The organism is Micromonospora desertarenae (assembly GCF_056150265.1).
The window spans coordinates 126,066-152,904 of the sequence record NZ_JAXCFQ010000017.1 but is presented as its reverse complement, the minus strand read 5'-3'; the positions used below and the strand labels follow the sequence as shown (position 1 = coordinate 152,904).

Here is a 26,839-nt window from a genome sequence, read left to right as displayed (position 1 = left end):
AGCCGTCAGCCGGCGATCATGTTGATGATCTCGTTGACCAGGGTGATCACGGGCAGCCCGACCCGCTGGAAGAGCGGGGTGGACGCGGGCAGCGTCTCGGCGGCGTCCACGATGTCCGCGCCGATGCGCTGGAGCCGGTCCGGGCGCGGCGTCTCCGCGGTCGCCTCGCCGGTGAACGCCGCCAGGTCCCGGGCCACGCCGTCGGCGACCCCCGGGGCCAGCTCGGCCCGCAGCGCCTCGACGGCGGATTCGAGCTGCGCGATCCGCGCCGCGAGCTCCGAGGTCTCGGCACCGGCGTTCACCGCGAAGGTGCCGACCCGGTTCCGGTTGCCCACCACCGAGTTCGCCACCGAGCTGTCCTTGATGCTGACGCTGTCCTTGCTCATCAGGTCCACCCTCTCTACATGCTGGATGATCACTCGCGGGTCCGTCGTGGGGGCCGGCGCGGGCGCGGGTGGGAACTCGGCCGGCCGTTCCGGCGCCGCCTCCGGCACGGCCAGCCGCAGGTCCCGGGCGAAGTCGCCGGCGGTCACGTAGCGGTCCTCGTCCCGCAGCGCGATGGCCCGGCTCAGGCAGGCCATCAGCGGCAGCTCGACCGGCAACGGCCGGGCGCCGACCGGCCGGCCGGAGCTGTCGAGATCGCCGAGATCGGTGCCGTAGGGCAGCTCGCCGTTCGGGTCGAGCATCTGGTAGAGCACCACGCCCAGGGCGAAGACGTCGTCGGTCGGCAGGGCGCCGCCCTCGTCCTGCTCCAGCCGGCGCAGATAGCCGGGGCTCAGGTAGCCGAGGGTGCCGCCGCTGATCGGATTGGCCGACCCGTCGTGGGTGCCGCGACCCCAGTCGACGACGCTGACCGTGGTGTCGTCCACGATCACGTTGCCCGGTTTGATGTTGCCGTGGGTGATCCCGCGCGCCCGGAACACCCGCTCCACCACGTCGCACGCCGCGGCGATCCACCGGACCAGCTTGTACGGCTCGGTCGGCACGTCGCGCTGCATCCGGGCGATCTCGGCCAGCGAGCGGCCCTCGGCGTGGTCGAAGAGGAACCAGTCGCCCTCCCGGCCGACGTAGCGGGGCACGCCGGTCAACGGGGTGCGGGACAGGTGGGTGAGGAACTCGTCCACCAGCTTGGCGGTCTCGTCGCCGGTCAGCGCCGACGAGTCGGCCCGCGACCGCCCGCCGGTGTCGGTCGTGTGGGTCACCCGCTTCGCGGTGAACAACTGCCCCTCCCGCATCACCAGCCGGGTACGGCACGGTCCCAGCGAGTACGTCCGCTGGGTCTCGTACTGGCTGGCGTGCAGGTGGCTCTCCTCGATGGTGAACCGCAGCTGGGAGAACTGCCGCTCCGCGAAGTGCTGGACGTGCAGGTTGATGATCTCGTTCGCCCACCGGTACTGCTCGCGGTCCACCCGCAGCAGGCCGATCAGCAGGTAGCGGTCGATCTGGTCCATGTGCCGCGCGTCGAGTTCGCGCTTCAGCTCGGCCGTCTCGCCGAGGTCGATCGCCCCCTGCGCCCGGTTGGCGAGCTGGACGAGCAGGTCCCGACCGTCCGGCCCCTCGGTGTCCAGCTTGACGATGCCGATGGTGGCGGCCGAGGTCTTCGCCATGGCGAGCCCGACCTCGCCGACCAGGCCCCGGGTGACCAGCCGGCGCCGGTCGGTGGTCAGGCGCAGGGCGACGTCCTTGCCGATGTGGTGGATGTGGTTCGGGTGGCCCTCGGTCAGCCGCCACACCTCGGCCTTCGCCTCCGGCAGGATGCGGGCCGTCCCGGCGAAGCCCTCCTCGAATGCCTGCTCGGTGGCCCGGCGGTCGAGGTAGCCGAGCGTCTCGGTCTGCAACTCGTCCTGCAGGGCGGTGCCGGCGAGCAGCGCCTTGAGCGTGGCGCCGGTGCACGAGCCGCAGAGCAGCAGGGCGACCGCGCCACTGTTGGCGATCGTCCGCAGGCTGGCCGCCACCGGGCCGAGCTCCTGCCGGGCGTGCAGGTCCTTCAGCAGTTCCTGGACCTCGTCGAGGATGACGAGGAAACCGATCCGCTCGGCGCACGCCGCCCGCAGCCGCCGGCACCACCGGATGAACGCCTGCGCGTCGTCCGGCTCGGCCGGTGGCGGCGGCACCGGCTCGGTGAACCGGCCCTGCGCGGCGAGCGCCTCGGCGGCGGAGGCGATCGTCCGGCCGATCCGGCCCAGCGGGTGCACGCCCGACGGGAACGAGCTGACGTCCAGGTAGATCGGCAGCACGTAGGGGATCTTCCAGGTCTGCGGCGGGCCGTCGGTCTCCAGCCACTGCAACAGCGAGGTCTTGCCGACCTTCCGCGGCCCGGTGAGGCTGCGGATGGTGGCGTTGCGGCTGTGCGCCTCGCCGTACTCCAGGCGCAGCTTCTCCAGCTCGGCGTTGCGGCCGAAGAACATGTCCCCGGTCGCTGTGACGTTCGGGGTGAACAGCGACCGGACCGGATGCTCGTGCTGGTCGCCGACCTCGAGGGCGAGCTGCTGGACGATCTCGTCGCGGAGGCCGTCGGCGGTCTGGAAGGTCACCGTCAGGCTCACGTCGTCCGTGGTGACGTCCGCGCAGAACCCCTCGGTCCGCTGGTCCTCGGCGTCCAACGGCCCGAGGTTGGTGGTCTGGCCGCCGAGCCGGACGCGCAGCTCCCGCACGTCGACGTGCGCGGTGAACTCGACGACGGCCTCCACCGGTCCGCCGACGATCCGGGTGGCGGCGAGCACGTTCACCTCGATGGCGCCGGTGGAGCTGCGCTGGTCACGGGCGATCTGCTCCCACCGCCCGTACAGCCACTTGCCGACGGTGGCCGCCGCCTCCTCGACCACCGGGGAGCCGAGACCGCCCTGCAGTGCCCGGATCTGCCGCAGCACGGTCAGCAGTTCGCTGCGCAGCCCGACGTCGGTGACCGGGTCACCGACCAGGGGCAGCAGTTCGACGCAGCGCTGCCACAACGTGGCGAGCCGGCGGACCGCGTGGGCGACGCCGGTCCCCTCGGTGAACCCGACCAGCCGGTCGGTCAGCGCCGCCAGGGGCGACGCGACCCGGGCGATGTCGTCGTCCGCCTTGATCCGTTGGATCTCCCACAGCGTGGCGTTGATCTTCTCGCGGTAGACCGACCGGCGGTACTCGATGCTGCTGCGTTGCGCCTCCACGCGGTCGCGGTCCAGCGGTGTGAGCAGTTGCCACTCCCGCTTGACCTCGAGGACCCGTTCCAGCCCTTCGACGTAGAGGGTGCGTTCGCAGAAGGCGGTGAGGTCGTCGAGCATGGCCCGGCGGTCCCGGGCGTTCGGGTCGAGCAGGCTGAACCGGGCGGCGAACGCGTCCTCGATGAGACCGCACTCCTCGGCGACCCGCGCGCGGAGCAGCCGCACCTCGCGGTTGCGGTCGGCGGGCAGCCGGTCCGCCAGCCGGTCCAGGAAGTTGCGCATCCGGACCGGGTCCTCGGCGGCGAAGTGGTCCACCAACCGGGCGAGGTCGTCGGGGCGCAACTGTGGCGCGTGGGCCGCGCCGAGGGCCTCCAGCCGCTGCCGCTCGATCGCCCAGGTGACCGCCTGCTGGCTGGTCAGCCGCGGCGCGAACAGCAGGCCGACGGCCCGCTGGACGAGGTCGTCGTGGCCGTGGCTGTCGGCGATCACCGCGGCCATCGCGGTGGAGAACTCGGGGCGGCCCGGCAGCGCGTCCTCGGCGCGGCGCAGCAGCGCCTCGGCCGCCTCCCGGGGGCGGTTCTGCAGGTGCAGGCGCAGGCCGGCCAGGCCGAACGCGTACGCGTTCGCCTCCGGAACGCTGGCCACGGAGAGTTCGGCGAGGTACTCCGCGGCCCGGTCCAGGTCCTTCTCGGCGTACGCGAGCTGCGCGAGCAGCAGCTTGCCGTGGTGGCTGTAGGAGATCGACTCCGCGATGGCCCGGGCGTCCGGCAACCGGCCGAGGCGGATGAGCGCGCCGGCGGTGTTCCGGGCCACGCCGAGGTGGCGCGGCTGGATCTGCAGCGCCGCGCCGAACTCGGTCGCGGCGAGCGGCCAGTCCTCGTTGCGCGCGGCCCGGATCCCGGCGTCCACCGACGGCCGGGTCTCGTCCTCGATGTCCATGAACTCGTCGCGCGGCGGGTACGGGGTGAGCACGTCGACCGCCCGGCTCTCCAGCCGCATGATCTCGGCCGAGTAGTCCGGCAGTTGCTTGAGCACCTCGGCGGGTTCCCGGGTGGTCATCGACCGCACCAGGTCCTCCAGCGCCGACCGGCGTTCCCGCAGCGGCCGACTCTCGGTCGGCCGGGCGCCCTTGCCCAGCAGTTGCCGCGCCTCGGCCGACGAGGGGTTGTGCAGCAGCGCGGCCTCGGCGTACCGCCGGCGTGCCGTGCCGTCGCCCCGCTTGCGGGCGAGCTTGGCCAGGGTCAGGTAGCGGGTGTAGTCCCCGCCGTCGGCCTGCCGGGTCAGGATCGCCTCGAGCTGCGCCGCCCGCGCCCGGCTGCTGGCCAGGGCCAGGGCCGGCGCCAGCAGGTCGGCGGCCAGGTCGAACCGGTCGAGGCAGTCCAGCACCATCGCCCAGGCCCGCTGGTCCTCCCCGGCCAGCGCGAGGGCACGGATGCGTTCGGCGTACGGATGGGCCGTCGGCGCCGGCAGCTCCGCGAACATCTCCTCGATCTGGGCCAGCAGCAGCCGTTGCCGGTCCGGTGCCGCGTCGGCCATCTCGGCGCGCAGGGCCGAGCTGGCCACGATGAACCTGTGCGCGTCCGGGGCACGCCGGAACGCCTCGACGGCGCGGGCCGCCGGCACGCCGCCCGCCGGCGCCGACCGGGGCGACGGGACGGGACGCCACCCGGGGTGGGCGATCGGCATCGGCAGCGGGCGACCGAGCTCGGCGAAGAGCCGCTCCAGCGCGGCCCGCTGCTCGGGCAGGTACGTCCGGGAGGTGACCCGGGTGTGGTACTCGAAGGCGGCGCCGGCCGATTCCAGGTCGCCGAGGTGCGCGAAGGCGCAGCCGAGGTTCCAGGCCGCGCTGGCCACCAGGTAGAGGCGGTCGGACGTCTGCCGGTAGAGCGCCACGGCCTCCCCCGCCCGGCCGGTCAGCACCAGCGTGCCGAGCGCGTTGGGCAGCGCCAGGCCGAAGCCGGCGGCGACCGCGTCCCGCCACAGCTGCGCCGCGGCCGCCGGGCCCTGCTCGAGCTGCACCTGGTGGGCCCGGTGGACGGCGGGCGGGGTGCCGGACGTGACGGCGATCTCGGTGATCCACGGCGGCGGGGCGAGCGCGGGACCGTCCGGTCGGGGCGGTCCCGGTGTGGCGGGCAACCGGAGCCAGCCGCCCGGCTCGGTCTCCGGGTCGATGCCCGCGTCCCGCATCAGCCGTTGCAGGGTCAGCCACACCCGGGGCAGCTCCGTCGGCCGGACGACGGTCTCCATGCCGCGCAGCAGGTCGATCGCGTCCCGGGTGCGGCCCGCGCGGCCCAGCTCGGGCGCCAGCACCAGCACCGCGGTGAGCTGACCCTCGGCCGGCAGGAACCGGACCAGCTCGCGGACGAGTTCGTCGGCGTGCGGCGCGGCCAGCACCTCGTCCACGATCACCGTGGCGGCCGAGGGCATCACCATGAGCGCCTGGCGGGCCAGCTCCACCAGGTGCGACGGGTCGTACGGGTCGGCGATGGCGGCCCGCACCTCGCGGACGAGGTCGCGCGGCTGCGGCAGCGGGGGCAGCGCCGGTGCGCCGGTCTCCGCCGCGCCGTCCAGGCGCGCCGCGGCCACCGGCCGGTCGGCGCCGATCCGCTGCCGCAACCGGTACAGCTCGTCCATCGAGGCGCCGAGGCCGGCCGCGGTGCGCAGGTGCTCCTCCGCGATGCCGACGGCGTCGACCTCCACCGCGATCCGCGCCAGCTCGTAGTGGTGGCGCCAGTTCGCCGCCCCGGCCGCCGCGATCTCCGCGACCGCCTCGCTGGCCTGGTCCAGCCAGCGCTGCTCGCGACAGATCCGCAGCAGCAGGAAGGCGCCGGGCGAGTGCGGGGCCAGCCGCAGCAGGCGCCGGATCCGGCGCAGCGCGGCCTCGGCCTGGCCCTGCTCGTAGAGGGCCTTCGCGGCCTTCTCCTGCGCCTGCATGACGTGGTGCGGCAGGGCCGCCGGCACCGGGGTCGGCGTCCAGTCCGGCGCCGGCTCGCCGTGGTGGCGGAGGAACTCGGTGAGCGCGGCGCGCTGCTCCGCCGGCACCCGGTCGGCCATGAAGTCGAGGAAGTACCGCAGCGCGCCGACCGCCTCGTCGCGGCAGCCGGCCGCGGCGTACGCGCAGCCCAGGTTCCAGGCCAGCGTGGCGTTGCCGTAGAACCGCTCGGCGCACTCGCGGTACAGCTCCAGGCCGCGCACCGGTTCGCCGGCGACCACGTACTGGCCCACCGCCCAGCCCAGCGAGATGGCGGAGCCGGCGCGGGCCTCGTCGGCCAGCGTGTCGGCCATCTCGGCAGCGGACGGGCGGGCGTCGTCGGCGCCGGACGACGTGTTCGTGCGCGGCACGAGCAGGTGGGCGGCCGGCAGCGGCGACGCCGCGGCCAGCTCCACCGGCGGGACCGGGGGCCGGCTGCGCCGCGCCGCCTCCTCGGCGCCGGCCTCGTCACCCCGGCTGCGCCGCACCTCGGCCAGCCGGTGCAGCACCGCGGGCCGCTGCCGGGGCGGTAGGCCGGAGAGCAGCGCCTCGACCAGCTCGCCGTCGGTGGCGTACCGGTCGATCATCGCGTCGACCAGCTCGGCCGCGTCGGGCCGGCCGAGACGGCGGGCCAGCGCGAGCAGCTCGTCGCGGTCGCCGTCGGCGACGGCCTGCTCGATCGCCGCCGACAGGGCGGAGACGTCGGAGACGTCCCGGCGGCGCTTGAGGTCCTCCAGCGAGGGGGCCGGCGGCGCCTCCGGCGTACGCGGGGTCGGCGCGGTCCGCGGCCCTGGGTCGGTCAGCCCGTCGATCTCGGTGAGGTGGAACTCGGCGTCCTCGAACCGCTGCTCGTCGACGGCGATCCGGGCGGCCCGCAGGTGCGGGCCGGCGCTGCGGGCCCGGTCCGGCGGCATGGCGTCGATCCGGTTGCCGGCCCGGGCCAGCCGGCGCCGCAGCTCCGCGCCGCGCACCGTCGCGGTGAGCAGGTCCAGGCCGTCGCGCGCGTACCCGAGGTCGCAGTCGGCGATGCCCTCGCCGATCAGCGCGGCGACCTCCTCCACCTCGGCGTCGTCGGGACAGCGGGCGGCGAGTTCGAGGACCCGCTCGTGCAGGTCCTGCAACGGTGACAGGGCCTCCTCCACCTCGGCCGTCGCGATGTCCAGACCCTTCAGCACGCCCGCCACCCGGCAACCCAGCTCGGCGGTCCCGGTGTGCGCGAGGGCGGCCCTGGCCAGCGCCTCCGGGAGGCGCTCGCCGGCCGGCGGCTCGGCCGCGGTGAGGGCGACGGTCAGGAGTTCGTCCAGCGGGGCGGGCAGCGCCTCGCCCGGTACGGCGGGCGGCGCGACGGCGCCCTGCGCCAGCCGCCCCAGCTCGATCGACCGCCGCACGTGCTCCTGGATCTGTTCGGTCGCCCGTACCAGCAGCGGCCAGCGCCGGCCGTTGGTCGGGATCGGCTCGCGCAGCGTCCGGTTGACCACGGCCACCAGTTCCTCCGGCCGCTGTCCGAGCAGGCCGGCGTCGTGCGGCTGCCCGGCCCGGGCCGCCTCGATCACCTCCCGCACCGGCCGGACGAAGAGCGGCCCGGTCACCTCCCGGTCGATCGCGCTGAGCCGGAACGCGTCCCGCTCCAGGTCGCCCAGCACCCGCTCCAGTTCCTGGTGCGCCGCCGCGCAGATCATCACCGGCGCCTCGCCCACCTGCTCGGTCAGCGCGGCGAGCGGGGCGTGCACCTCCTCGGGCAGGTGCCGGTCGCCGTAGATGGCGCCGTTGAACGGGCGGCCCAGCCAGGCCCGGGCGAACCAGTCGAGCAACTGGCTGAGCTGGTGGTCCTCGGCGGCGTACGCGGCGTCGCACAGCCGGCCGAGCAGCCGTACCGCCCGGGCGCCGGCCTCGTCGCGGCGCCGGTCGTCGGGGGTGACGATGGAGGCGACCAGCGCGGCCTCGCGGACCAGCACGGCGACCGCCACCGCGGCGTCGCGCAGGATCGACGCCGGGACGGCGCCCAGCGCGTCGTGCGCGTCGGCGTCGACGACGGCGACGAGCGCCTGCGCCGCGACATCAGTCCGGGGCGGCTCCTCCTCCGTGATGCTCACGACCACCCCCTGGCCCCCCGTAGGATGCGCGGCGACCGTCGGCGCCACGCCCGCCGACAAGCCGGCCCTCCACTGTGCTGCCGGCCGGCACTGCCGCACAGGCAGAATCCCGACAGTAGTCCGCCCCCGCACCGCGGTGCGGCGACGACGGTGGCGCGCGGCCACCCCACCAACCCTACAGACTGGACGATCGGCCGCCGCAGGCTCGCCCGAGGCGGAACGCCACGGTCGACGGCGCCCCGGCTCCGGTGGATGGTGGACCGGCCCGGTAGTGGCTACGGTCGGGACGGGCCCGGGTGGTCGGGCTCCGGTGCGCCGGTCCGGCGACCGCCCCGCTGTTCCGGGAGGCTGCCGGCGTGACCCTGTTGACGGCGTTGTCCACGGCTCGGGACGACCGCCCGGACGCGGTCCGGGTGGACGGGCGCTCGATCTCCCGGGCGAGGTTGCTGGCCAGCGCCACGGCGGTCGCCGACCGGATCCGGGGGCTGGAGCGGGTGGCCGTGCTGGCCACCCCGTCGCTGGAGACCGTGGTGGGGATCGTCGGCGCGCTGCTGGCGGACGTCACGGTGGTGCCCGTTCCGCCCGACGCCGGGCCGATGGAACGCGACCACATCCTGCGGGACTCCGCGGCGGCCGCGGTGCTGGCCGCGGCCGGGGACGACGTCGGCGGCGGCCTGCCGGTGGTGCCGGTGTCACCGGACCTGCGCTCCTCGGCCAGCCACCCGGAGCCCCGGCCGGAGCGGCCGGCGCTGGTCCTCTACACCAGCGGCACCACCGGACTGCCCAAGGGGGTGCTGCTCTCCCGCCGGGCGATCGCCGCCTGCCTGGACGGGCTCGCCGACGCCTGGGCCTGGGGCCCGGACGACCTGCTGGTGCACGGGCTGCCCCTGTTCCACGTACACGGGCTGGTGCTGGGCCTGCTCGGGCCGCTGCGGCACGGCAGCCGGCTGGACCACGTCGGGCGCCCCCGTCCCGAGCGGTACGCCGCCGCCGGCGGGACCCTGCTGTTCGGCGTGCCGACGGTCTGGTCCCGGATCTGCGCCGACCCGCCGGCCGCCCGGGCGCTGCGCGGGGCCCGGTTGCTGGTCTCCGGCAGCGCGGCACTGCCGGCGACGGTCTTCGACGGCCTGCACGCGCTCACCGGACACCGGGTGGCGGAGCGGTACGGGATGACGGAAACCCTGATCACGGTGAGCGCCCGGGCGGACCGGCCCCGCGCGGCCGGATGCGTGGGCTGGCCGCTGCCCGGGGTGCGCACCCGGCTGGTCGACGAGCACGGCGGGGCGCTGCCCGCGGACGGCTCGGCGATGGGCGAGTTGCTGGTCCGGGGGCCGACCCTCTTCGACGGCTACCTGAACCGGCCGGACGCGGACGCCGCCACCCGCACCGACGACGGCTGGTACCGCACCGGGGACATCGCGACCATCGGTCCGGACGGGCGGCACCGGATCGTCGGGCGCGCCTCGACCGACCTGATCTCCAGCGGCGGCTACCGGATCGGCGCCGGGGAGGTCGAGGAGGCGCTGCTGGCGCATCCCGGGGTACGCGAGGCGGCGGTGGTGGGCACCCCGGACCCGGTGCTGGGCCAGCAGGTCACCGCGTACGTGGTCGGCGACGGGGTGGCCGAGGCGGAACTGATCGACTTCGTGGCCCGGCTCTTGTCGGTGCACAAGCGACCGCGCCGGGTGCACCTGGTGGACGCGTTGCCCCGCAACGCCCTCGGCAAGGTGCAGAAGACCCGGCTCGGCTGAGCGCGGCCCGTTCCCCGTCGGCCTGCCGGGGCCGGGAGGTGGAGGTACCTGCCGGCTGCGTCGTTCCCCGTCCCGACCTGGTTGCGGCGTGTCGGTGATCGACAGGCGGCGCGGTCGCCACCATCGCCCGCCCGTCATCGACGGGCCCCCGCACGTCGGGACTCGGCCTAGGTGCGGGCGGTGGCCGCGGGGCGTGGCGCGAGCGAGGACAGCGCCTCGCGGCGCAGCTTGCCGGTCTCGTCGCGGGGCAGCCGGTCGACCACCCGCCACACCCGGGGCACCTTGAACCCGGCCAGCCGGGTGCGGCAGTGCCGGTCCAGGATGGCCGGCGCGTCGGCGGCGGCGAGCCCCTCCCCGGTGAGCTGCACCAGGGCGCAGACCCGCTCGCCGTACTCCTCGTCGGGCACCCCCAGCACGGCCGCGTCCTGCACCGCCTCGTGGGCCAGCAGGGCCGCCTCCACCTCGGCCGGGTAGACGTTCACCCCGCCGGAGACGATGGTCTGGCTGTGCCGGCCGGTGAGGAAGAGGTAGCCGTCGTCGTCGACGTAACCCAGCTCGCCGTAGGTGTAGACGCCCGGCGCCAGATGCGCCTCGCGGGTCTTGGCCGGGTCGCCGTGGTAGTGGAAATCCTGCGCCGCGCCCCGGCGGAAGAAGACCCGGCCGACCCGACCCGGGGGCAGTTCCGCGCCGTCCGGCCCGACCACCAGGATCCGGGTCGGCGGCACGGCCCGCCCGACGCTGCCCGGCCGGGCCAGCCACTCCTCGGCCTCGATGAGGGTCACCACGCCGCCCTCGGTGGCCGCGTAGTACTCCACCACCACCGGGCCCCACCACTCGATCATGCGGCGCTTCACCTCCGGCCCGCACGGCCCGCCGCCGTGCCAGACCCGGCGCAGGCTGCCGCCGTGGAAACGGCGGCGGACCGGCTCGGGCAGCCGGAGCAGGCGGACGAACTGGGTGGGCACCAGGTGGCACAGGTTGATCGACTCGGTGTCGATGAGGCGCAGCGTCCGCTCCGGATCGAACCGTTCCTCGATGCGCAGCGCACAGCCGCGCAGCAGGGGCAGCAGGGCGAAGTACAGCTGCGCCGAGTGGTACCAGGGACCGACCAGCAGGGCCCGGCCGGTGGCCGGCACCTTCAGCACCAGTCCGGCGTACGCCAGCAGCCGGCCGACCCCGGCGAGCGGCTCACCCTGCCGGAACACCCCGTTCACCACGCCCTTCGGCACGCCGGTGGTGCCCGAGGTGTAGAGCATCAGCGACCCGCAGACCTGCCCCGGTGGTTCCGCCCCGTCGGCGGCGGCGAGCAACGGCTCGACGGGGGTGAACCCGGTCGCCGCGCCGCCGTGGCCCGCCGGCTCCTCGACGGGCGCGGAGCCGGGCGCCGCCTCGACGGGCGCGGAGCCGGGCGGCTCGGCGGCGCCGACCAGCAGCCGGACCGGGCACTCGCCCGGGCGCAGCGCGGCGGCGACGGCGGCGGCCCGGGGCGCGTCCACCAGCACCGCGCGGCTGGCCGAGTCGGTCAGGATGTGGCGCAGCTCGGGCGCGGTGAGGTGCCAGTTCACCGGGACCACCCGCAGGCCGCCGTGCAGGCCGGCGAGCAGCGCCTCGAACACCTCGACCCGGTTGCCGACCACCACCGCCACGGTGTCCCCGACCGACAGGCCGTGGTCGCGCAGCACCCGCAGCCACCGGTCGACCCGGTCGTTGAGCGCCCACCAGTCGAGCCGGCGGTGCCGGTCGGCCAGCGCCGGCTCCCCGGCCCGGTCGCGGACCAGCTCGTCGAGGAGTCGGGCCACGGTCAGTCCAGCAGGTCCGGCTCGGCGCGGACCACGTCGGCGTAGAGCGGCCGGAAGTTCAGCCGCCCGAGCGCGGGGGTGCCGATGGTGTCCCGGGTGGACCGGGCGTCGTCCGGGTCGACCGGCACCGGCCGGCCGGCCGCCTCGGCCAGCAGCTGCACCTGGCAGCAGCGGTCCATCGAGACGAACCACCAGGCGGCTTCGGCCACGCTGCCGCCGACGGTGAGCAGGCCGTGGTTGCGCAGGATCACCGCCTTGCGGTCGCCGAGCGTGCCGGCGATCCGCTTGCCCTCGGCCGGGTCGAGCACCACGCCGGAGTAGTGCTCGTGCACCTCGTGGTCCTCGAAGAACGCGCAGGCGTCCTGGGTGATCGGGTCCAGCGGCCGGCCGAGGGCCGACCAGGCCCGCCCGTACGTGGAGTGGGTGTGCGCCGCGGCGACCACGTCCGGCCGGGCCAGGTGGATCTGCGAGTGGATGGCGTACCCGGCCGGGTTGATGGTGCCGGTCCCCGCCACCACCGTCCCCGCGTGGTCGACCAGGAGCAGGTCGCTGACCCGCACGTGGCCGAAGTGCTGGCCGAACCGGTTGATCCAGAAGTGGTCCGGCCGGATCGGGTCGCGCGCGGTGACGTGCCCGCCGGCGCCCTCGTCGAAGCCGAGCCGGGCGAAGATCCGCAGGGTCGCGGCGAGCTGCCGCTTGCGGTGCTGTCGCTCCTCCTCGGGCGACCGCTCGGTGCGCGGAGCGTTCATGTCGCGCACGGTAGCCGGTGCCACGACGCGTGGCTACGGTGTCGCTCGTGGACCTGAACGACAGCACCGAGCAGGCCGCGTTCCGCGCCGGGCTGCGGGCCTGGCTGCGCGAACGGCTACCCGAGCCGGCGCCGGACGGCGCGCCGCCGGACCCGGCCGACCTGCGGGACTGGACCAAGCAGGTGCACGCCGCCGGCTACGCCGGCCTCACCTGGCCGGTGGCCTACGGCGGGCGCGGCCTCTCCCCCGTGCACCAGGGCATCTTCGCCGAGGAGTGCGCCCTGGCCGGCGCCCCCGACCAGCTCAACGTGATCGGCCTGAACATGGTCGGTCCCACCCTGATCCGGTACGGCACCCCGGCGCAGCAGGAGCGCCACCTGGCCGCGATCCTCGCCGGCGACCACGTGTTCTGCCAGGGCTTCTCGGAGCCGGAGGCGGGCTCGGACCTGGCCGCCGTACGCACCGCGGCGCGCCGGGTGCCGGGCGGGTTCGTGGTCGACGGGGAGAAGCTCTGGTCCTCGTACGCCCCGCTGGCCGACCACTGCCTGCTGCTGGCCCGGACCGGGCCGGACGGGCCGCGGCACCGGGGCCTGACCTGCTTCCTGCTCGACATGCGGGCGCCCGGGGTGACGGTCCGGCCGCTGCGCCAGATCAACGGGGCCGCGGAGTTCGGCCAGATCCTGCTGGACGGGGTGCGTATCGGCGACGACTGCGTGGTGGGCGAGGTCGACGCGGGGTGGGCGGTGGCGATGACCACCCTGGCCCACGAACGCGGCACCTTCGGCGTCACCCTGAACGCGCGGCTCAGCGTCCAGTTCGACCGGTTGCTGGCCACCGTGCGGGCCACCGGTCACGCCGACGACCCGCTGGTCCGCGACGAGGTGGCCCAGCTGCACGTCGAGGTGCAGGCGCTGCGCTGGACCGGCTACCGGGCGCTGACCGGGTTGCAGCGCACCGGGGAGCCGGGCCCGGAGAGCGCGGTGCTGAAGCTGCACTGGTCGCACGTGCACCAGCGGGTCTGCGACCTGGCGGTCCGGCTGCTCGGCGACCGCGCGGCGCTGGACGGCCCGGACGCGTTCTGGGCCGGCTACTGGCAGGGGCAGCTGCTGCGCAGCCGGGGCAACACCATCGAGGGCGGCACCTCGGAGATCCTGCGCGGGCTCATCGCCGAGCGGGTCGCCGGGCTGCCGCGCTGGCGCTGACGAGGGGGCGGGATGGAGTTCGGCTTCACCGAGCAGCAGCGGCACCTGCGGGAGGTGACCCGCGCCTACCTCGCCGAGCGCTACCCGCCCGACCGGGTGGCCGCGCTCGCCGACGGCGCCGGGCACGCCCCCGACGGCTGGGCGTCGCTGGTCGAGCTGGGCTGGCGGGACGGCGACCTCGGCCTGGTGGAGCAGGCGGTGCTGGCCGACGAGTCCGGCTACGCGCTGCACCCGGTGCCCTGGTGGAGCACGCTGTGCGCGGCCCTGCCCGGCACCGCGCCGGCCACCGTGGCCTGCCACGACGACGACTGCGCGACGCTGGACGCCGCGCACCGGGCCAGCGCGGTGCGGGCGGTCGCCGGTCCGGGCGGCTGGCGGGTGTCGGGCGTGAAGCGGCTCGTCCCCGACCTGGCGGCGGTCACCGAGGTGCTGCTCACCGCCGGCACCGCCGAGGGCGTGGCGCTGTTCCGGGTCCGCCGCGACGCGGCCGGGGTCACCGTGGTCGACCGCGCCGGGCTGGACGGGCTGCGCCGCCCGGCGGACCTGCGCCTCGCCGACACCCCGGCCGAACCGGTCGCCGGCGTCGCCGGCACCCCGGCGGCGCTGCGTCGGCTGCGCTGGCGGGCGTACACCCTGCTGGCGGCCGAGGCGCTGGGGGTGGCCCGCCGGGCGTACGACCTGGCCGTCGCGCACGCCCGGACCCGCACCCAGTTCGGCCGGCCGATCGGGGCGTTCCAGGGGGTCAGCTTCCGCGTCGCGGACAGCTACGTGGCCGTCGAACTGGCGCACTCGCTGGTCTACCGGGCCGCCTGGCTGGCCGGACCGGACGGCGACCGACCGGACGGGACCGTCGACGAGGCGGTGGCCGCCGCGGTGGTCGCCGCCCGCGACGCGGCGGTACGCGGCTGCGAGCACGCCATCCAGGTGCTCGGCGGGATCGGGATGACCTGGGAGCACCCGGTGCACCGGTGGTACCGGCGGGCGCTCTGGATCCGCGGCTTCGACGCGCCGTCGGCCCGGCACCGGGCCGGCCTGGCCCGGGCCCTGCTCGGGAGCTGAGGTGCTGGGCGAGCTGCTGCCGGCGGCCGTGCGGGTCGCCGAGCGGCCCGACGACGACCCGGCCGCCGTACCCCTGGCGGAGGAGGTCGAGGCGGTGGCCCGGGCCGGCGCGGGCCGGCGCGGCGAGTTCCTCACCGGCCGGGCCTGCGCGCGGCGGGCGCTGGCCCGGTTCGGGGTGCCGCCGGTGGCCATCCCGCGCGGTCCGGACCGCGCCCCGCGCTGGCCGGCCGGCTTCGTCGGCAGCATCACCCACTGCCGCGGCTACCGGGGCGCGGCCGTGGCCCGCCGCGCCGACCTGCTCGCCGTCGGCGTCGACGCCGAGCCGCACCGGCCGCTGCCGCCCCGGGTCGCCGAGCGGATCCTGCTGCCGGCCGAGCGGCGCTGGTTGCGCGGGCAGCCACCGGGCAGCGCCCTCGACACCGTCTTCTTCTCGGCGAAGGAGAGCGTCTACAAGGTCTGGCACCCGGTTACCGGGCGCTGGCTCGGCTTCCGCGACGCCCTGGTCCGCCTCGACGCGGCGGACGACAGCGCGCTGGCCGGCGGCGTAGCCGGCACCTTCAGCGTGGAGCTGCTGGTGCCGGCTCCCGACTGCCTGCGCGGGATCGCCGGCCGGTTCCGGGTCGCCGACGGGCTGGTGCTCACCGCGGCCACGGTGCCCGCGTGATCCCCGCCCCGGAGCAGGTGACCCCGGCCTGGCTGACCGGCGCGCTGCGGGCGACGGCGGCCGCCGGCGCCCGGGTGACCGCTGTGGAGTCGGCGCCGGTGGGCGGCGGGAAGCTGGCCCGCTGCGTCCGGCTGCGGCTGCGCTGGTCGCCGGCCGGGGCCGGGCCGGACACGGTGATCGGCAAGTTCGCCGCCGCCGACGAGCGCACCCGGCGCACCGGCACCGACAGCGACGCCTACCGCCGGGAACTGCTCTTCTACCGCCGGCTCGCGCCGGCGGTGCCGATCCGGGTACCGCGCTGCCACCTCGCCGAGGCGGCGCCGGGGACCGGCGAGTTCGTGCTGCTGCTCGCCGACGCCGCCCCGGCCCGCCCCCGCGACCAGGTACACGGCGCGACCGCCGACGACGTGGCCCTGGCGCTGGGCGAGCTGGCCCGGTTGCAGGCCCGGTTCTGGGGTGGTGCCGGGCTGGCCGGGCAGGAGTGGCTGCCACTGCCCGGTCCGGCGGCCGGCCGGCGGCGGGCCGCGGCGTACCGGGTGACCGTCGAGGGGTTCCTGGCCCGCTTCGGGGCGCGGCTGTCGCCCCGGGCGCGGGCGGTGGTGACCGGATTCGGCAGCCGGGTACGCCGCTGGGCCGCCGCCCAGCAGCCGCCGTACACCCTGCTGCACGGCGACTTCCGGCTGGACAACCTGCTCTTCGGCGACGGCCGGGGCAGCCCGCCGCTGACCGTCGTCGACTGGCAGACAGTGGCGGTCGGGTCCGGCCCGAGCGACGCGGCGTACCTGGTGGGCGGGGCGCTGCCGGTGCCGGTGCGGCGGGACCGCGAGGAGGAGCTGCTGCGGCACTACCGGCGCGCGCTGGCCGCCGCCGGGGTCCGCTGGGCCGAGTCGGAGTGCCGCCGCGCGTGGCGGCTGGGCGCGCTGGCCGGGGTCCACATGACGGTGGTCGGCGCGATGCTCGTCGCGGCGGACCCGGCCAGCGACGCCATGTTCGTGTCGCTGGCCGAGCGGCACGCGGCCCACGTGACGGATCTGGAGGCGTTCGATGTCCTCGACCGCTGAGACAGCCCTGCCCGACGAGGCGTTCGGGCCGCCGCCCGCCGACCCGCCCGCGTACTGGCAGGAGAGCTGCTACTTCGTGGCGCACCGGCCGGACCACCCCGGTGACGTGCTGATCCTCAACCTGACCAGCCATCCGACCCGGGACGGGTTCGACTGCCTGCAGATGAGCCGGATCGACGGGCGGTTGCGGTTCGTCCGGTTCACCCGCCGGTACGGCGACGACCCGCGCACCACCGCCGTCGGTCCGGCCCGGGTGGACGTGCTCGCGCCGTACCGGCGGATCCGGCTGGCGGTGGCCGACGGTGCCGCGCCGGTCGGCCTCGAGCTGACCTGGACCGCGCGCACCCGGCCGTACCTGCTGCCGCCCGGGTCGATGTCGGTCGGCGACCGGTTGGTGTGGGACCAGCGGCACCTGTTCCAGTCCGGCTGGTTCGACGGCTGGTACTCCGTCGACGGCGAGCACCGGCCGGTCCGGCGGTGGTGGGGGCAGCGCGACCACTCCTGGGGGGTACGCGACCACGCCCGGGTACCGCTGTGGATGTGGCTGGCCGTGCAGCTCGGCGACGGGATGCTCGGCGTCTGGTGCTGGGAGCGGCCGGACGGTGGCCGGGCCTACTGCGCCGGCTGCTGGGCCCCGGCCGGCGACCGGGAGCCGGTGCCGGTCACCGGCTTCCGGCACCGGCTGCACTGGACCGGGGCCGACGGCCGGCCGGTCGGGTACGGGCGGGCCGGCGCGGCGGTGCGCGGCCTGGCCGGCCGGGTGGAGTTCGACCTGGCCGACGGCCGGCGGATCGGGGTGACCGGCAGCGGGGAGTGGAACGCCCGGTACGGCCGGCGCGGCGGCGGGCAGCACCACCTCGCGGTGGTCACCGACGACGGCCGCCGGGGCACCGCGATCTACGAGATCACCGGCTCGGACCACCACCACTTCTTCCCGGGCGGCCAGCGGTGACCGGCCCGCTGCACGGGCTGCGGGTGCTGGAGCTGGCCACCGGGGTGGCCGGCCCGTACGCCGGCCGGCTGCTGGCGATGCTCGGCGCCACGGTGGTGAAGGCGGAGCCGCCCGGCGGCGACCCGGCGCGCGAGCTGCCGGTCGACGGCGGCCCGCAGCACGCCCCGAGCCCGGTCTTCGTGCACCTGAACGCCGGCAAGCGGCTGGTCGGCCGGGAGGTGCTGCCGGCGGCGCTGGGCTGGGCGGACGTGGTGCTCGACGACGGCACCCTGCCGCCGGTGGACGGGAAGGCAGTGGACGGAAAGGCAGTGGACGGGCCGCTGGTGGTCACCGTGGCCTCCGGGCTGGCCACCGACGAGGAACTGCTGGTGCAGGCGGCGTCCGGGCTGCTGGCGGTGAGCGTGGACGACGACGGGGTGCCGCACCGGTTCCCCGGCTGGCAGTCGCAGTACCTGGCCGGGGCGTACGCGGCGGTGGCCGCGCTGGCCGGGCTGGCCCGCCGGGCGACCGGGGCCCGGGTCAGCTGGCTCGGGGCGCTGCTGACCGCGTTCGAGGCGCAGGGCGCCGGCCTGCTCTACACCGCCAGCTCGGGCCGGCCCGACGACCCGGACGAGGCCCGCCGCAACGCGGGGCACCTGGCCCGCACCTTTCCGTCCGGGGTGTTCGCCTGCGCCGACGGGCAGGTGGTGCCGGGCACCGTACGGGCGGAGGACTGGCTGCGGCAGTGCGCCGTCTACGGTCGCCCCGACCTGCCGTACGACGAGCGGTTCGTCTGGGCGCACCGGTGGCGCAACCGGCACCTGCTCGCCGCCGAGCTGCGCCCCTGGTACGCCGCGCGCACCCGGGCGGAGATCTTCCGGGCCGCGCTGGACGCCGGTTGGGCGGCGGCGATGGTGCTCACCGCCCGGGACGCGCTGACCGACCCGCACCTGGCCGAGCGGGGCTTCCTCGCCCCGCTGACCGGGGCGGCCCGCGGCCGGGTGGCGGCCCGCCCATGGCGCAGCCCGCTGCTGCCCGAGGGGGTGCCGGTCCGGCTCGCCGAACCGGGCGGGGACGCCGGCTGGTTCCGCCCCGAGCACCCCCGCCCGGCGGCGCCGCCCCGGCCGCCGGAGCTGTCCGGGCTGCGCGTGCTGGAGCTGACGCTGGCCTGGGCCGGACCGCTCACCGGTCGGTTCCTCGGCACGCTCGGCGCCGACGTGGTGCGGGTCGAGGTCGGCAACCGCCCGGACGGCTGGCGGACCCGGCACCGCTGGCACGAGCTCGGCGTGCCGGTGCCCGACGGGGTGGACCCGCAGGAGTGCACCTGGGACGCCTCGGCCCAGTTCAACAGCCTGAACCGGGGCAAGCGCGGGATCTCGGTGGACCTGGCCACCCCGGCCGGCGCGGACGTCTTCCGGGACCTGGTCGCGGTCGCGGACGTGCTGGTGGTGAACATGACCCACGACGTGCTGGTCAAGCGCGGCGTGGTCGACGACGTACGCCGGCAGGTGGAGCGGGGCCTGGTGGTGGTCACCATGCCGGCGCTGGGGGCGACCGGGCCGTACCGGTCGATGGCCGGCTACGGGATGCTCACCGAGGGGATGGGCGGGTTCGCCGCCCGGTACGGATCGCCGGCCGAGCCGGCGGCGGTCAGCCCGGTCTACTACCCGGACGCGGTGGCCGGGGCGCACGGGGTGGTCGCGGTGCTGGCCGCGCTGGCCGGTCGCGCCCGGCACGGGCGGGGCGACTGGCTCGACCTGTCCCAGCAGGAGACGCTCTGGTTGCAGCTCGGCGAGGGGCTGGTGCTCGCCTCCCGGGAGGGCCGGGACCCGGCCCGGCTCGGCGACGCCGAGCCGGGCGTCGCCAGCTCCGGCATCGTCGCCGCCCGGGACGGGCACGTGGCGTACGTCGACCGGCGGCCCGGCTCGACCGCGACGCCGGAGACGGTGGCCGGCTGGGCGGCCGGGTCGAGCACCGCCGAGGTGCTGGCCCGGTTGCGCGCCGCGGGGGTGGCCGCCGAGGCGGTGGCCGACCTGCGCCGGCGGTACGCCGACGGCACGCTGCGCGCCGCCGGGCTGGTGGAGGAGGTCGACCACCCGGTGGCCGGCCGGCGGGCGTACCTCACCCCGCCGGTGCGGCTGGCCGGCGATCCGCTGCCGCCGGCCCGGCCCGCTCCCCTGTTCGACCAGCACACCGACGAGGTGCTCGCCGAGTGGCTCGGCTACGCCGCCGGGCGGATCCGGGCGCTGCGCGAGGCCGGGGCGGTCGGCACCCGCCCGCGTCAGCCGCGCCGCCGCTCGACCAGCGCCGCCGGCCGCCGCTGACCGCACCACACGGGGCGGCGATCCGGCCGGAGCGACAACCCGCACGGCGCGGAGCCGCCCGGCGGCGTGCGGGTGGGAACTGTCGCGCGCACCGCCGCCCTCCGGGGGTGGGAGGGCGGCGGGGACCGGGCGCGGATCAGCCGGCGGTGGGAACGGCGTCGGCGGGTGCCGCGTCGGTCCAGTGCAGCACGCCCTCGGACCAGACGTAGCGGGCCTGGCCCCAGCGCATCGCCGAGGCCGCGTCGGGGAAGAAGCCCGAGCCCTTGAAGTTGGCGCTGGTGTTGCAGAGCACCGGGATCCCGGTGAGCCGCTCGTACGCGGTCAGCAGCCGGTGCATCGTCGGGTTGTCCGCGTCCACGGTCTGCAACCGGGCGCTGCCGTCGAGGTGCACCACCGCCGGGATCCGGTCCTTCCACTCCGGACGCACGGAGTGGTCGAAGAGCATGTACGGATCGCGGGTGCCGGGGCTGAACACCTCCGGCGCCCGGTCCTGCAGGCAGATCGGGGCCACCGGCCGGTACCACTCCCGCCCCTTCATGGCGTTGAGCCGGTCCTTCATGGCGCCGCTGGTGGCCGGGGCGATGATGCTGCGGTGCCCGAGCGCGCGCGGGCCCAGCTCGGCCGGCCCGTGCACCACGACCACCGGCTCGTCCCCCGCCTCCAGGAGCTTGGCCAGCTCCTCGATCTCGCAGGGGCGGCTGGACCAGCCGGCCGGCGCCCGCCGGGTCGGCGTCACCGGCGGGCCGGCGAAGACCGACCAGCGCAGCGCGGAGCGGCCGGTGCTGCGGATCATCTCCACGCAGGCCGCGCCGATCGCCGAGCCGGCGTCGTTGGGGAACGGCGGCACCCAGACGTCGGCGAAGAGGCCGCTGGCCCGCAGGCCGGCGTTCCACTTGATGTTCAGGGCGCAGCCGCCGGAGAGGCAGATCGGCAGGCCGTCCAGCTCGGGCAGCTCGGCGAGCCTGCGCTTGAGCCCGTCGACGAGCACCCGGAACAGGTGCTCCTGGAAGGAGGCGAGCAGCGCGGCGTCGGAGAGCCCCAGGGCGGCGACCTCCTGCTGCACCCGCCGGCTCCAGCCGTACGACTTGATGGCCCGGTCGATCGGCAGCATCGCCGCCGTGACGCCCTCCATCAGCTTGATGGCCTCCTCCGACGGCGGGTCGAGCGAGGCGTACGCCATCGCCTTGCCGGAGACCGGGAGCAGCGCCTCCATGCCGGGGCCGGGGTTGGACGCGAGCCGCCGGGAGTGGTCGACCCGGAACGGGCCGAAGTGCGAGGCGAAGATCGGGTAGATGCCGCCGGAGACCTCCGCCACCGGGCCGTACGCCCGCACCGCCCGCCGCCGGGGGTCGTAGTGGTAGAGGTTCGGCGCCATCCCGCCGTCCCAGACCAGCATCAGCGCCGGCTCCTCGCGAGCGGCGAACTCGCTGGTGCAGTAGCTGGCGAAGGCGTGGTCGGTGGCGTGGCTGAAGCTGCGGAACTCGGTCGGCGCCGGGCCGAAGAGCGGGCTGGTGCCGACCCGTCCGTCGAGCAGCCGGGGCGAGTCCGCCGGCGCGTCGTCGTAGCCGGCCACCTCGACCGGCCGGGCGGTCCCGGCGTCGTCGACCACCTCGACCCAGCTCTCGTTCTCCCGGCCCCGGGCCCAGCCGTCGATGACCACGCTGGTCAGGTCGGCCGGGGAGATCCCGGCGTCGCGCAGCCGCGCGGCGATGTCGGCGGAGCGGTTGAAGGTGGCGTGCCGTTCCCGGTTCTCCAGCTTCTCCGCCTCGACCGAGAGCCGCAGGCGGTCGCCCTCCACGATCGCGAAGCCGCCGTCGTGGGTCATCTTGAGCCCGCAGATCAGGGGTGCAGACATCGCTTCTCCTCCCGGCGCGACCGGTCGGCGGCGACCTGGGTCGTGGTGGAACATAGGCGCGGCGTCGCCGGAGCGACAAGGCGCGCAGAACCGCCCGGAGGGCGGGCGAGTGACGCGACTCCCCAGTTGAACGGCGCCGCGGTCCGCAGCGACACTGCCAGGCGTGCCGGAGCCGGTGAGTTTCGCCAGGGACGTGCTGCCGCTCTTCCGCGAGCTGGACCTCGAGATGCCGCACGCCTTCGACCTGTCCGACCACGCCGACGTCTGCGCGTGGGCCGAGGCCATCCACGAACGCCTCGCCGACGGATCGATGCCGTGCGACGCGCCCTGGCCGGACGAGGACGTGGCGCTGTTCCGCCGCTGGATCGACGAGGGCCGGCACCCCTGACAGGCTCGGCCGGGCCCGCGACCGGCCCGGCCGCGCCCGATCCGGTCCGCAGCGGCCGGATCGACGTGGGCGGCCGGCGGGACGGCCTGGTCAGGCGCGGCTGAGTAGCGGACGCGACCGCCGGTCCAGCAGCCCACCGAGCGCCGGCGTGGCCCCGGCCGACCAGGCCGACAGCACCCGCTCGACGGCGCCGAACTCCGACTCCAGCACGGACAGGCCCGCGGTGGGCACCGCCGCCCCGAGCGCGACCAGCAGCGGGCGCAGGTAGCTCTCCACCGCGTGCCGGTGGCCGCGGTCGGCGGCGGTCATCATCGGCACCGCCACCGTGCCGGCCAGGCCGTGCCGGGGCAGCAGGTCCAGGAAGAGCTTCAGCAGCCCGGTGTAGCTGCCCTTGTAGGTCGGCGAGGCGACCAGCAGCAGGCTCGCGCCGGTCACCGCGGCGTACGCCTCGCGCACCGCGGCGCACCGGTCCTCGGCGACGATCAGCCCGGCCGGCAGTTCGGCGAGGTCCACCAGGGTCGGCGCGGCCAGCTCGACCCCGGCCTCGGCCAGCCGCTCGCGCAGCAGCTCCGCCGCCGTCAGCACCACGCCCCGGGTGCGCGACCGGGGCCGCGGGTTGCCGACCAGGACGGTGAAGGAGACCGGGCCACTGTCGACAGACGTCATTGCCACACATTGGCACGGCCCGACGCGGCGCTGCTACGTTCCGCGACATGGCTGACCACGGCGACCCGCCCCGGCTGGAGGTCCGTGCCCTGCGCCCCGACGAGCGCCGGCTGGCCGGCGGACTGGTCGCCCGGGCGATGCGCGACAACCCCACCACGCTGGCGATGTGCGGTGGCGACCCGTTCGACCGGCTGGCGCACATGCAGCCGATCTGGACCGCCTTCTTCCACCGGCCGCCGGGCCCGGCGGTCGGCGCCTTCCACCGCGGCTGCCTGGTCGGCGTCGCCGGGGCCACCCCGCCGGGCGCCTGCGTCGGCAGCACCTACGGCCCGCGCGCCGCCGAGGTGGCGAGCGGACCGGAGCCGCCGCCCGGCGACCCGGGCCGCGCCGACTACGTGCAGGCCACGTACGCGGTCAACGACCTGCCGGAGCCGCACTGGCACCTGGGGCCGGTGGCGGTCGAGCCCGGGTTCCAGGGCCGGGGCGTCGGCGCCCGGCTGGTGCGCGAGCTGACCGCCGCGCTGGACGCCGACGGGCACGACGGGTGGTGCGAGACCGACACCGAGGCCAACGTCCGGTTCTACCGGGCGCTGGGTTGGCGGGCGGTCCGCACCGTGCGGGTCATCGGGATTCCGCTGTGGTTCCTGCGCCGGCCGGCGTCGCGTCCAGCGGCGCCGGCACCAGCGTCCGCAGCTCGGCGAACGGATCCAGCCCCAGCGACACCCGGCCGATGAACTCCCGGGCCTCGATCGGCGAATAGGGCTGCATGAACCCGCCGGCCCGCACGTCCCGGTAGAGCCGGCCGAGCGGGTGCCCGGTCAGGTACGACCCGCCGCCGACCACTGTCATCGCCTGGTCGACCACCTCCGTCGCGGCCCGGTTGACGATGAGCTTGGTGCACTGGTAATCCATCACCGCCCGGTGCACCGCGTCCATGGTCAGCTCGTCCTCGGGCAGCGCCAGGAACTCGTCCATCGCCTCGCAGGTGCGGCCCAGCGCGGCCCGGGCGGTGGCCAGCGCCACCTCCATCTCGGCGAGCTGCACCTGCACCGCCGGGCGCTCGGCCAGCAGGTGGTCGTACGGCTTGCGCTTGCGGGTCCGGGCGGCCGTCACGGTCAGCTCGTGCGCCGCCTCGGCGATGCCCAGGTACGCCCCGACCAGCGGGAAGTTCACCGCGACCAGCCCCGGCCACATCGCCGTGGTCGGCTCGCCCACCCGGCCGCCCAACTGCACCATGTCGGCCGGCACGAAGCAGTCGCTGAGCACCACGTCGTTGCTGCCCGAGCCGCGCATCCCGACCGCGTCCCAGTTGTCCAGCACGGTCAGCCCGGGCGTGTTGCGCCGGATCACCGCGCTGCCCATCCGGTACCAGCCGGCGCCGTCGGGCACCCGGACGAAGACGGTGAACGCGTCGGCGACCGCCGAGTTGGTGGCGAAGGTCTTGTGCCCGCTGATCAGGTAACCGCCGTCGGCCGGCCGGGCCTCGGTGGTCGGGAAGGAGAACGCCCCGCCCGGCTCGGTGCCGGCGTGCGACATCACCAGCCGGCCCCGGCCCAGCAGCTTGACCAGGATGCGCAGCTGGGCGGTGAACGGGCCGTCGTCCGCGGAGCGGCGCAGGGTGCGGCTGATGTCGAAGGTGAAGCCGAGGTGCATGTTGGCGGCGATGGCGGTGGCCGGGCAGCCCCGGGCCAGCCGGGACACCGCCACCGTCAGGTCGTGCAGCGAGTCGACGCCGAGCCCGCCGGCCTCGGCCGGCGCGGTGGCGGCGAGGAAACCGCTGGCCCGCATCGCGGCGAAGTTCTCCCGGACGAAGGTGTTCTCCGCGTCGTACCGGGCGGCCCGGGTGGCGAAGTCGGCCGCGTGCTCCTCGGCCAGCTCGACCATCCGGGCGCCGGCCGGGGTCCTCGCCGACAACTGTCGGGTCATGGCGTACCTCCATCGACTCGGGGACGCGGGCGAGTCGGACCCTACGGAGCGCCCGCCGGGCGGCGCAACGAGCGCCGTTGCCGCCCACGGCCGCGTCCGGTCGCCGCGCAATGACCACCCTTGCCGCCCCGAGCGCCGCCGCCGATAGTGCGGGGCGTGGACGCACAGGACGGTTTCGTGCCCTGGCCGGCGGAGTTCGCCCGGCGCTACCGGGCGGAGGGTTACTGGCGGGGCGAGACTCTCGGCGCCATCGGACGGCGGGTGCCCGACCGGGACCGGACCGCGCTGGTGCACGGCGAGCGGCGGTGGAGCCACGCGGAGCTGGACCGGCGGGCCGACCGCACGGCGGCCGGCCTGGCGGCGCTCGGCATCCGCCGCGGCGACCGGGTCCTGGTGCAGCTGCCCAACGTCGCCGAGCTGGTGCAGCTCTCCCTCGCCCTGTTCCGGCTCGGCGCGCTGCCGGTGTACGCGCTGGCGCCGCACCGGATGGCCGAGCTGGGCCACCTGGCCGAGCTGACCGGCGCCCGCGCCTACGTGGCGCCGGACCGGTTCGCCGGCTTCGACTACCGGCCGCTGGCCGCCGAGCTGCGCGCCGCGAACCCGGTCCTGGAGCACGTGCTGATCGTCGGCGAGCCCGGCGAGTTCCGGGCGCTGTCCGAGGTGGACGCCGAGCCGGTGGCGCTACCCGGGCCGGCGCCCGGCGACATCGCCTTCTTCCTGCTCTCCGGGGGCACCACCGGCCTGCCGAAGCTGATCCCCCGCACCCACGACGACTACGCCTTCCAGCTGCGGGCCTGCGCCGAGGCGCTGGGCGTGGACGAGCGCTCGGTCTACCTGGCGGCGTTGCCGGCGGCACACAACGCGGCGCTGGGCTGCCCCGGGGTGCTCGGCACCCTGGCCGTCGGCGGCACCGTGGTGCTCAGCCCGACGCCGAGCCCGGACGACGCGTTCGGGCTGATCACCGCCGAGGGCGTCACCTTCACCACGCTGATGCCGCCGCTGCTGCCGGTCTGGGTGGACCTGGCCCCCCTGCTGGAGGTGGACCTGCGGCCGGTGCTGCTCCAGGTCGGCGGCGCGAACCTGCAACCCGAGGTGGCGTACCGGGTGATGACGGCGGGCTGCCGGCTCACCCACTGGTTCGGGATGGCCGAGGGAGTGCTCAGCTACACCCGGCTCACCGACCCGCCGGACGTGGTGGCGCACACCCAGGGCCGGCCGCTGGCCGCCGCCGACGAGTACCGGGTGGTCGACGCCGACGGCGTGGACGTGCCGCCCGGGGAGGTCGGCGAGCTGCTCGTCCGGGGCCCGTGCACGCTGCGCGGCTACTACCGGGCGCCGGCGTACAACGCCGAGGCGTTCACGCCCGACGGCTTCCTGCGCACCGGCGACCTGGTCCGGATCACCGAGGACGGGAACCTCGCCGTCCGCGGCCGGATCAAGGACGTGATCAACCGCGGCGGCGAGAAGATCGGCGCCGCCGAACTGGAGGACCACGTCGGCGCCCACCCGGCGGTGCGGGCCTGCGCGGCGGTGGCGGTGCCGGACCCCACCCTCGGCGAGAAGATCTGCGTCTACCTGGTGCCGCGCGGCGAGCCGGTCGGGCTCGACGAGCTGCGCGCCTTCCTCACCGGACGCGGGCTGGCCGGCTACAAGCTGCCGGACCGGCTGGAGGTGGTGGACGAGCTGCCGCGCACCAGCGTCGGGAAGGTCGACAAGCGGCTGCTGCGCGAGCTCGGGGCCGGGGCCCGGGGATGACGCTGCGACGGCTGCGGGAGGCGCCGGGATCCCGGTGTTTCGTCTGCGCGCCGGGCAATCCGCGCGGCCTGGCGGTCCCGCTCTGGTACGACGACGCGGACGGCCACGTCGAGGCGACCGTGCGCTTCGACGAGCTGCACTGCGGCGCCCCGACGTACGTCCACTCCGGCCTCGCGATGGCCGTGCTGGCCGAGGCGATGGCCTGGGCGGTGGTCACCACCACCGGCCGGATCGCGATCACGCTGGCCAGCTCCACCGACTTCCACCGGCCGCTGCGGGTCGACGTGCCGTACCTGGCCCGGGCGGAGATCGGCGAGGTCACCGGGGCGGACGTGAGCGCGTCTGCGGTGTTCCGGGCCGACACCGAGGTGCTCGCCACCGCCACCGCCACGTTCCGGGTGATCTCGGAGAAGACCGCGGCGCGGCTGCGCGCGCGGGTCGGCCGTCCGCAGGGGACGTCGAGTAACCTACCGTGAGCCATCCGACACGGATGGCGATT

The 26,839-nt window shown here is 76.0% G+C and carries 17 protein-coding genes; 11 read left to right on the top strand and 6 right to left on the bottom strand.

The features are described from left to right. Positions 1-5 precede the first annotated feature (5 nt). Positions 6-8,210, bottom strand: coding sequence for a protein kinase domain-containing protein (locus tag SM577_RS27985; protein WP_474588381.1), 8,205 nt, complete (start codon positions 8,208-8,210; stop codon positions 6-8). Positions 8,211-8,566: 356 nt separating this feature from the next. Here SM577_RS27985 and SM577_RS27980 point away from each other — a divergent pair, with 356 nt between their 5' ends. Next, positions 8,567-9,961: an acyl-CoA synthetase gene (locus tag SM577_RS27980; protein WP_474588380.1), complete on the top strand. Its 1,395-nt coding sequence runs from the start codon at positions 8,567-8,569 to the stop codon at positions 9,959-9,961. 167 nt (positions 9,962-10,128) lie between these two features. Here the strand turns inward: SM577_RS27980 and SM577_RS27975 are convergent, their stop codons facing one another. Both SM577_RS27975 and SM577_RS27970 read right to left on the bottom strand, forming a co-directional pair. Then, positions 10,129-11,760, bottom strand: coding sequence for an AMP-binding protein (locus SM577_RS27975; protein WP_474588379.1), 1,632 nt, complete (start codon positions 11,758-11,760; stop codon positions 10,129-10,131). A gap of 2 nt (positions 11,761-11,762) precedes the next feature. Then, positions 11,763-12,518 carry a class II aldolase/adducin family protein gene (locus SM577_RS27970; protein ID WP_474588387.1) on the bottom strand — a complete coding sequence of 252 codons (756 nt, stop codon included), beginning with the start codon at positions 12,516-12,518 and terminating at the stop codon, positions 11,763-11,765. A gap of 38 nt (positions 12,519-12,556) precedes the next feature. Here SM577_RS27970 and SM577_RS27965 point away from each other — a divergent pair, with 38 nt between their 5' ends. Genes SM577_RS27965 through SM577_RS27940 form a run of 6 tightly spaced genes read left to right on the top strand, consistent with a single transcriptional unit; the run spans position 12,557 to position 19,750 of the window. Beyond that, the gene (locus SM577_RS27965; protein WP_302919861.1) at positions 12,557-13,711 is read left to right on the top strand and encodes an acyl-CoA dehydrogenase family protein; all 1,155 of its coding nucleotides are present in this window, start codon (positions 12,557-12,559) and stop codon (positions 13,709-13,711) included. 12 nt (positions 13,712-13,723) lie between these two features. Further along, on the top strand, positions 13,724-14,770 hold the full coding sequence (locus SM577_RS27960; protein ID WP_302919862.1) for an acyl-CoA dehydrogenase family protein: 1,047 nt from the start codon (positions 13,724-13,726) through the stop codon (positions 14,768-14,770). Between the two features lie 4 nt (positions 14,771-14,774). After that, positions 14,775-15,434, top strand: a complete 660-nt coding sequence (locus tag SM577_RS27955; protein WP_474588386.1) for a 4'-phosphopantetheinyl transferase family protein — start codon at positions 14,775-14,777, stop codon at positions 15,432-15,434. Further along, a complete protein-coding gene (locus SM577_RS27950) occupies positions 15,431-16,495 on the top strand; it encodes a phosphotransferase (protein ID WP_474588378.1) in 1,065 nt (354 codons plus the stop codon). The genes SM577_RS27955 and SM577_RS27950 overlap by 4 nt, the downstream gene beginning before the upstream one ends. Beyond that, a complete protein-coding gene (locus SM577_RS27945) occupies positions 16,479-17,447 on the top strand; it encodes a hypothetical protein (protein WP_474588377.1) in 969 nt (322 codons plus the stop codon). Before SM577_RS27950 ends, SM577_RS27945 begins: the two co-directional genes overlap by 17 nt. Beyond that, complete coding sequence (locus tag SM577_RS27940) at positions 17,444-19,750, top strand: CoA transferase (protein ID WP_474581009.1); 2,307 nt, start codon at positions 17,444-17,446, stop codon at positions 19,748-19,750. Before SM577_RS27945 ends, SM577_RS27940 begins: the two co-directional genes overlap by 4 nt. A 136-nt stretch (positions 19,751-19,886) precedes the next feature. Here the strand turns inward: SM577_RS27940 and SM577_RS27935 are convergent, their stop codons facing one another. Next, on the bottom strand, positions 19,887-21,605 hold the full coding sequence (locus SM577_RS27935) for a carbamoyltransferase N-terminal domain-containing protein (protein WP_302919867.1): 1,719 nt from the start codon (positions 21,603-21,605) through the stop codon (positions 19,887-19,889). A 163-nt stretch (positions 21,606-21,768) separates the two neighbouring features. Between SM577_RS27935 and SM577_RS27930 the strand changes: the two genes are divergently transcribed. Continuing rightward, complete coding sequence (locus SM577_RS27930) at positions 21,769-21,993, top strand: HAD family hydrolase (RefSeq protein WP_109902898.1); 225 nt, start codon at positions 21,769-21,771, stop codon at positions 21,991-21,993. A gap of 90 nt (positions 21,994-22,083) precedes the next feature. Here SM577_RS27930 and SM577_RS27925 read toward each other — a convergent pair whose 3' ends face one another. Next, positions 22,084-22,659 carry an NAD(P)H-dependent oxidoreductase gene (locus tag SM577_RS27925; RefSeq protein ID WP_302919869.1) on the bottom strand — a complete coding sequence of 192 codons (576 nt, stop codon included), beginning with the start codon at positions 22,657-22,659 and terminating at the stop codon, positions 22,084-22,086. Between the two features lie 47 nt (positions 22,660-22,706). Between SM577_RS27925 and SM577_RS27920 the strand changes: the two genes are divergently transcribed. Next, the gene (locus tag SM577_RS27920) at positions 22,707-23,393 is read left to right on the top strand and encodes a GNAT family N-acetyltransferase (RefSeq protein WP_302919870.1); all 687 of its coding nucleotides are present in this window, start codon (positions 22,707-22,709) and stop codon (positions 23,391-23,393) included. Here SM577_RS27920 and SM577_RS27915 read toward each other — a convergent pair. Continuing rightward, entirely contained in the window at positions 23,281-24,585 is a 1,305-nt protein-coding gene (locus SM577_RS27915) for an acyl-CoA dehydrogenase family protein (RefSeq protein ID WP_474588376.1), read from the bottom strand. The two genes, SM577_RS27920 and SM577_RS27915, sit on opposite strands and share 113 nt — an antisense overlap. Positions 24,586-24,741: 156 nt before the next feature. Between SM577_RS27915 and SM577_RS27910 the strand changes: the two genes are divergently transcribed. Together SM577_RS27910 and SM577_RS27905 are read left to right on the top strand one after the other, a co-directional pair. Beyond that, entirely contained in the window at positions 24,742-26,340 is a 1,599-nt protein-coding gene (locus SM577_RS27910) for a (2,3-dihydroxybenzoyl)adenylate synthase (RefSeq protein ID WP_474588375.1), read from the top strand. Beyond that, positions 26,337-26,816 carry a PaaI family thioesterase gene (locus SM577_RS27905; RefSeq protein ID WP_302919873.1) on the top strand — a complete coding sequence of 160 codons (480 nt, stop codon included), beginning with the start codon at positions 26,337-26,339 and terminating at the stop codon, positions 26,814-26,816. Before SM577_RS27910 ends, SM577_RS27905 begins: the two co-directional genes overlap by 4 nt. Positions 26,817-26,839: the final 23 nt, after the last annotated feature.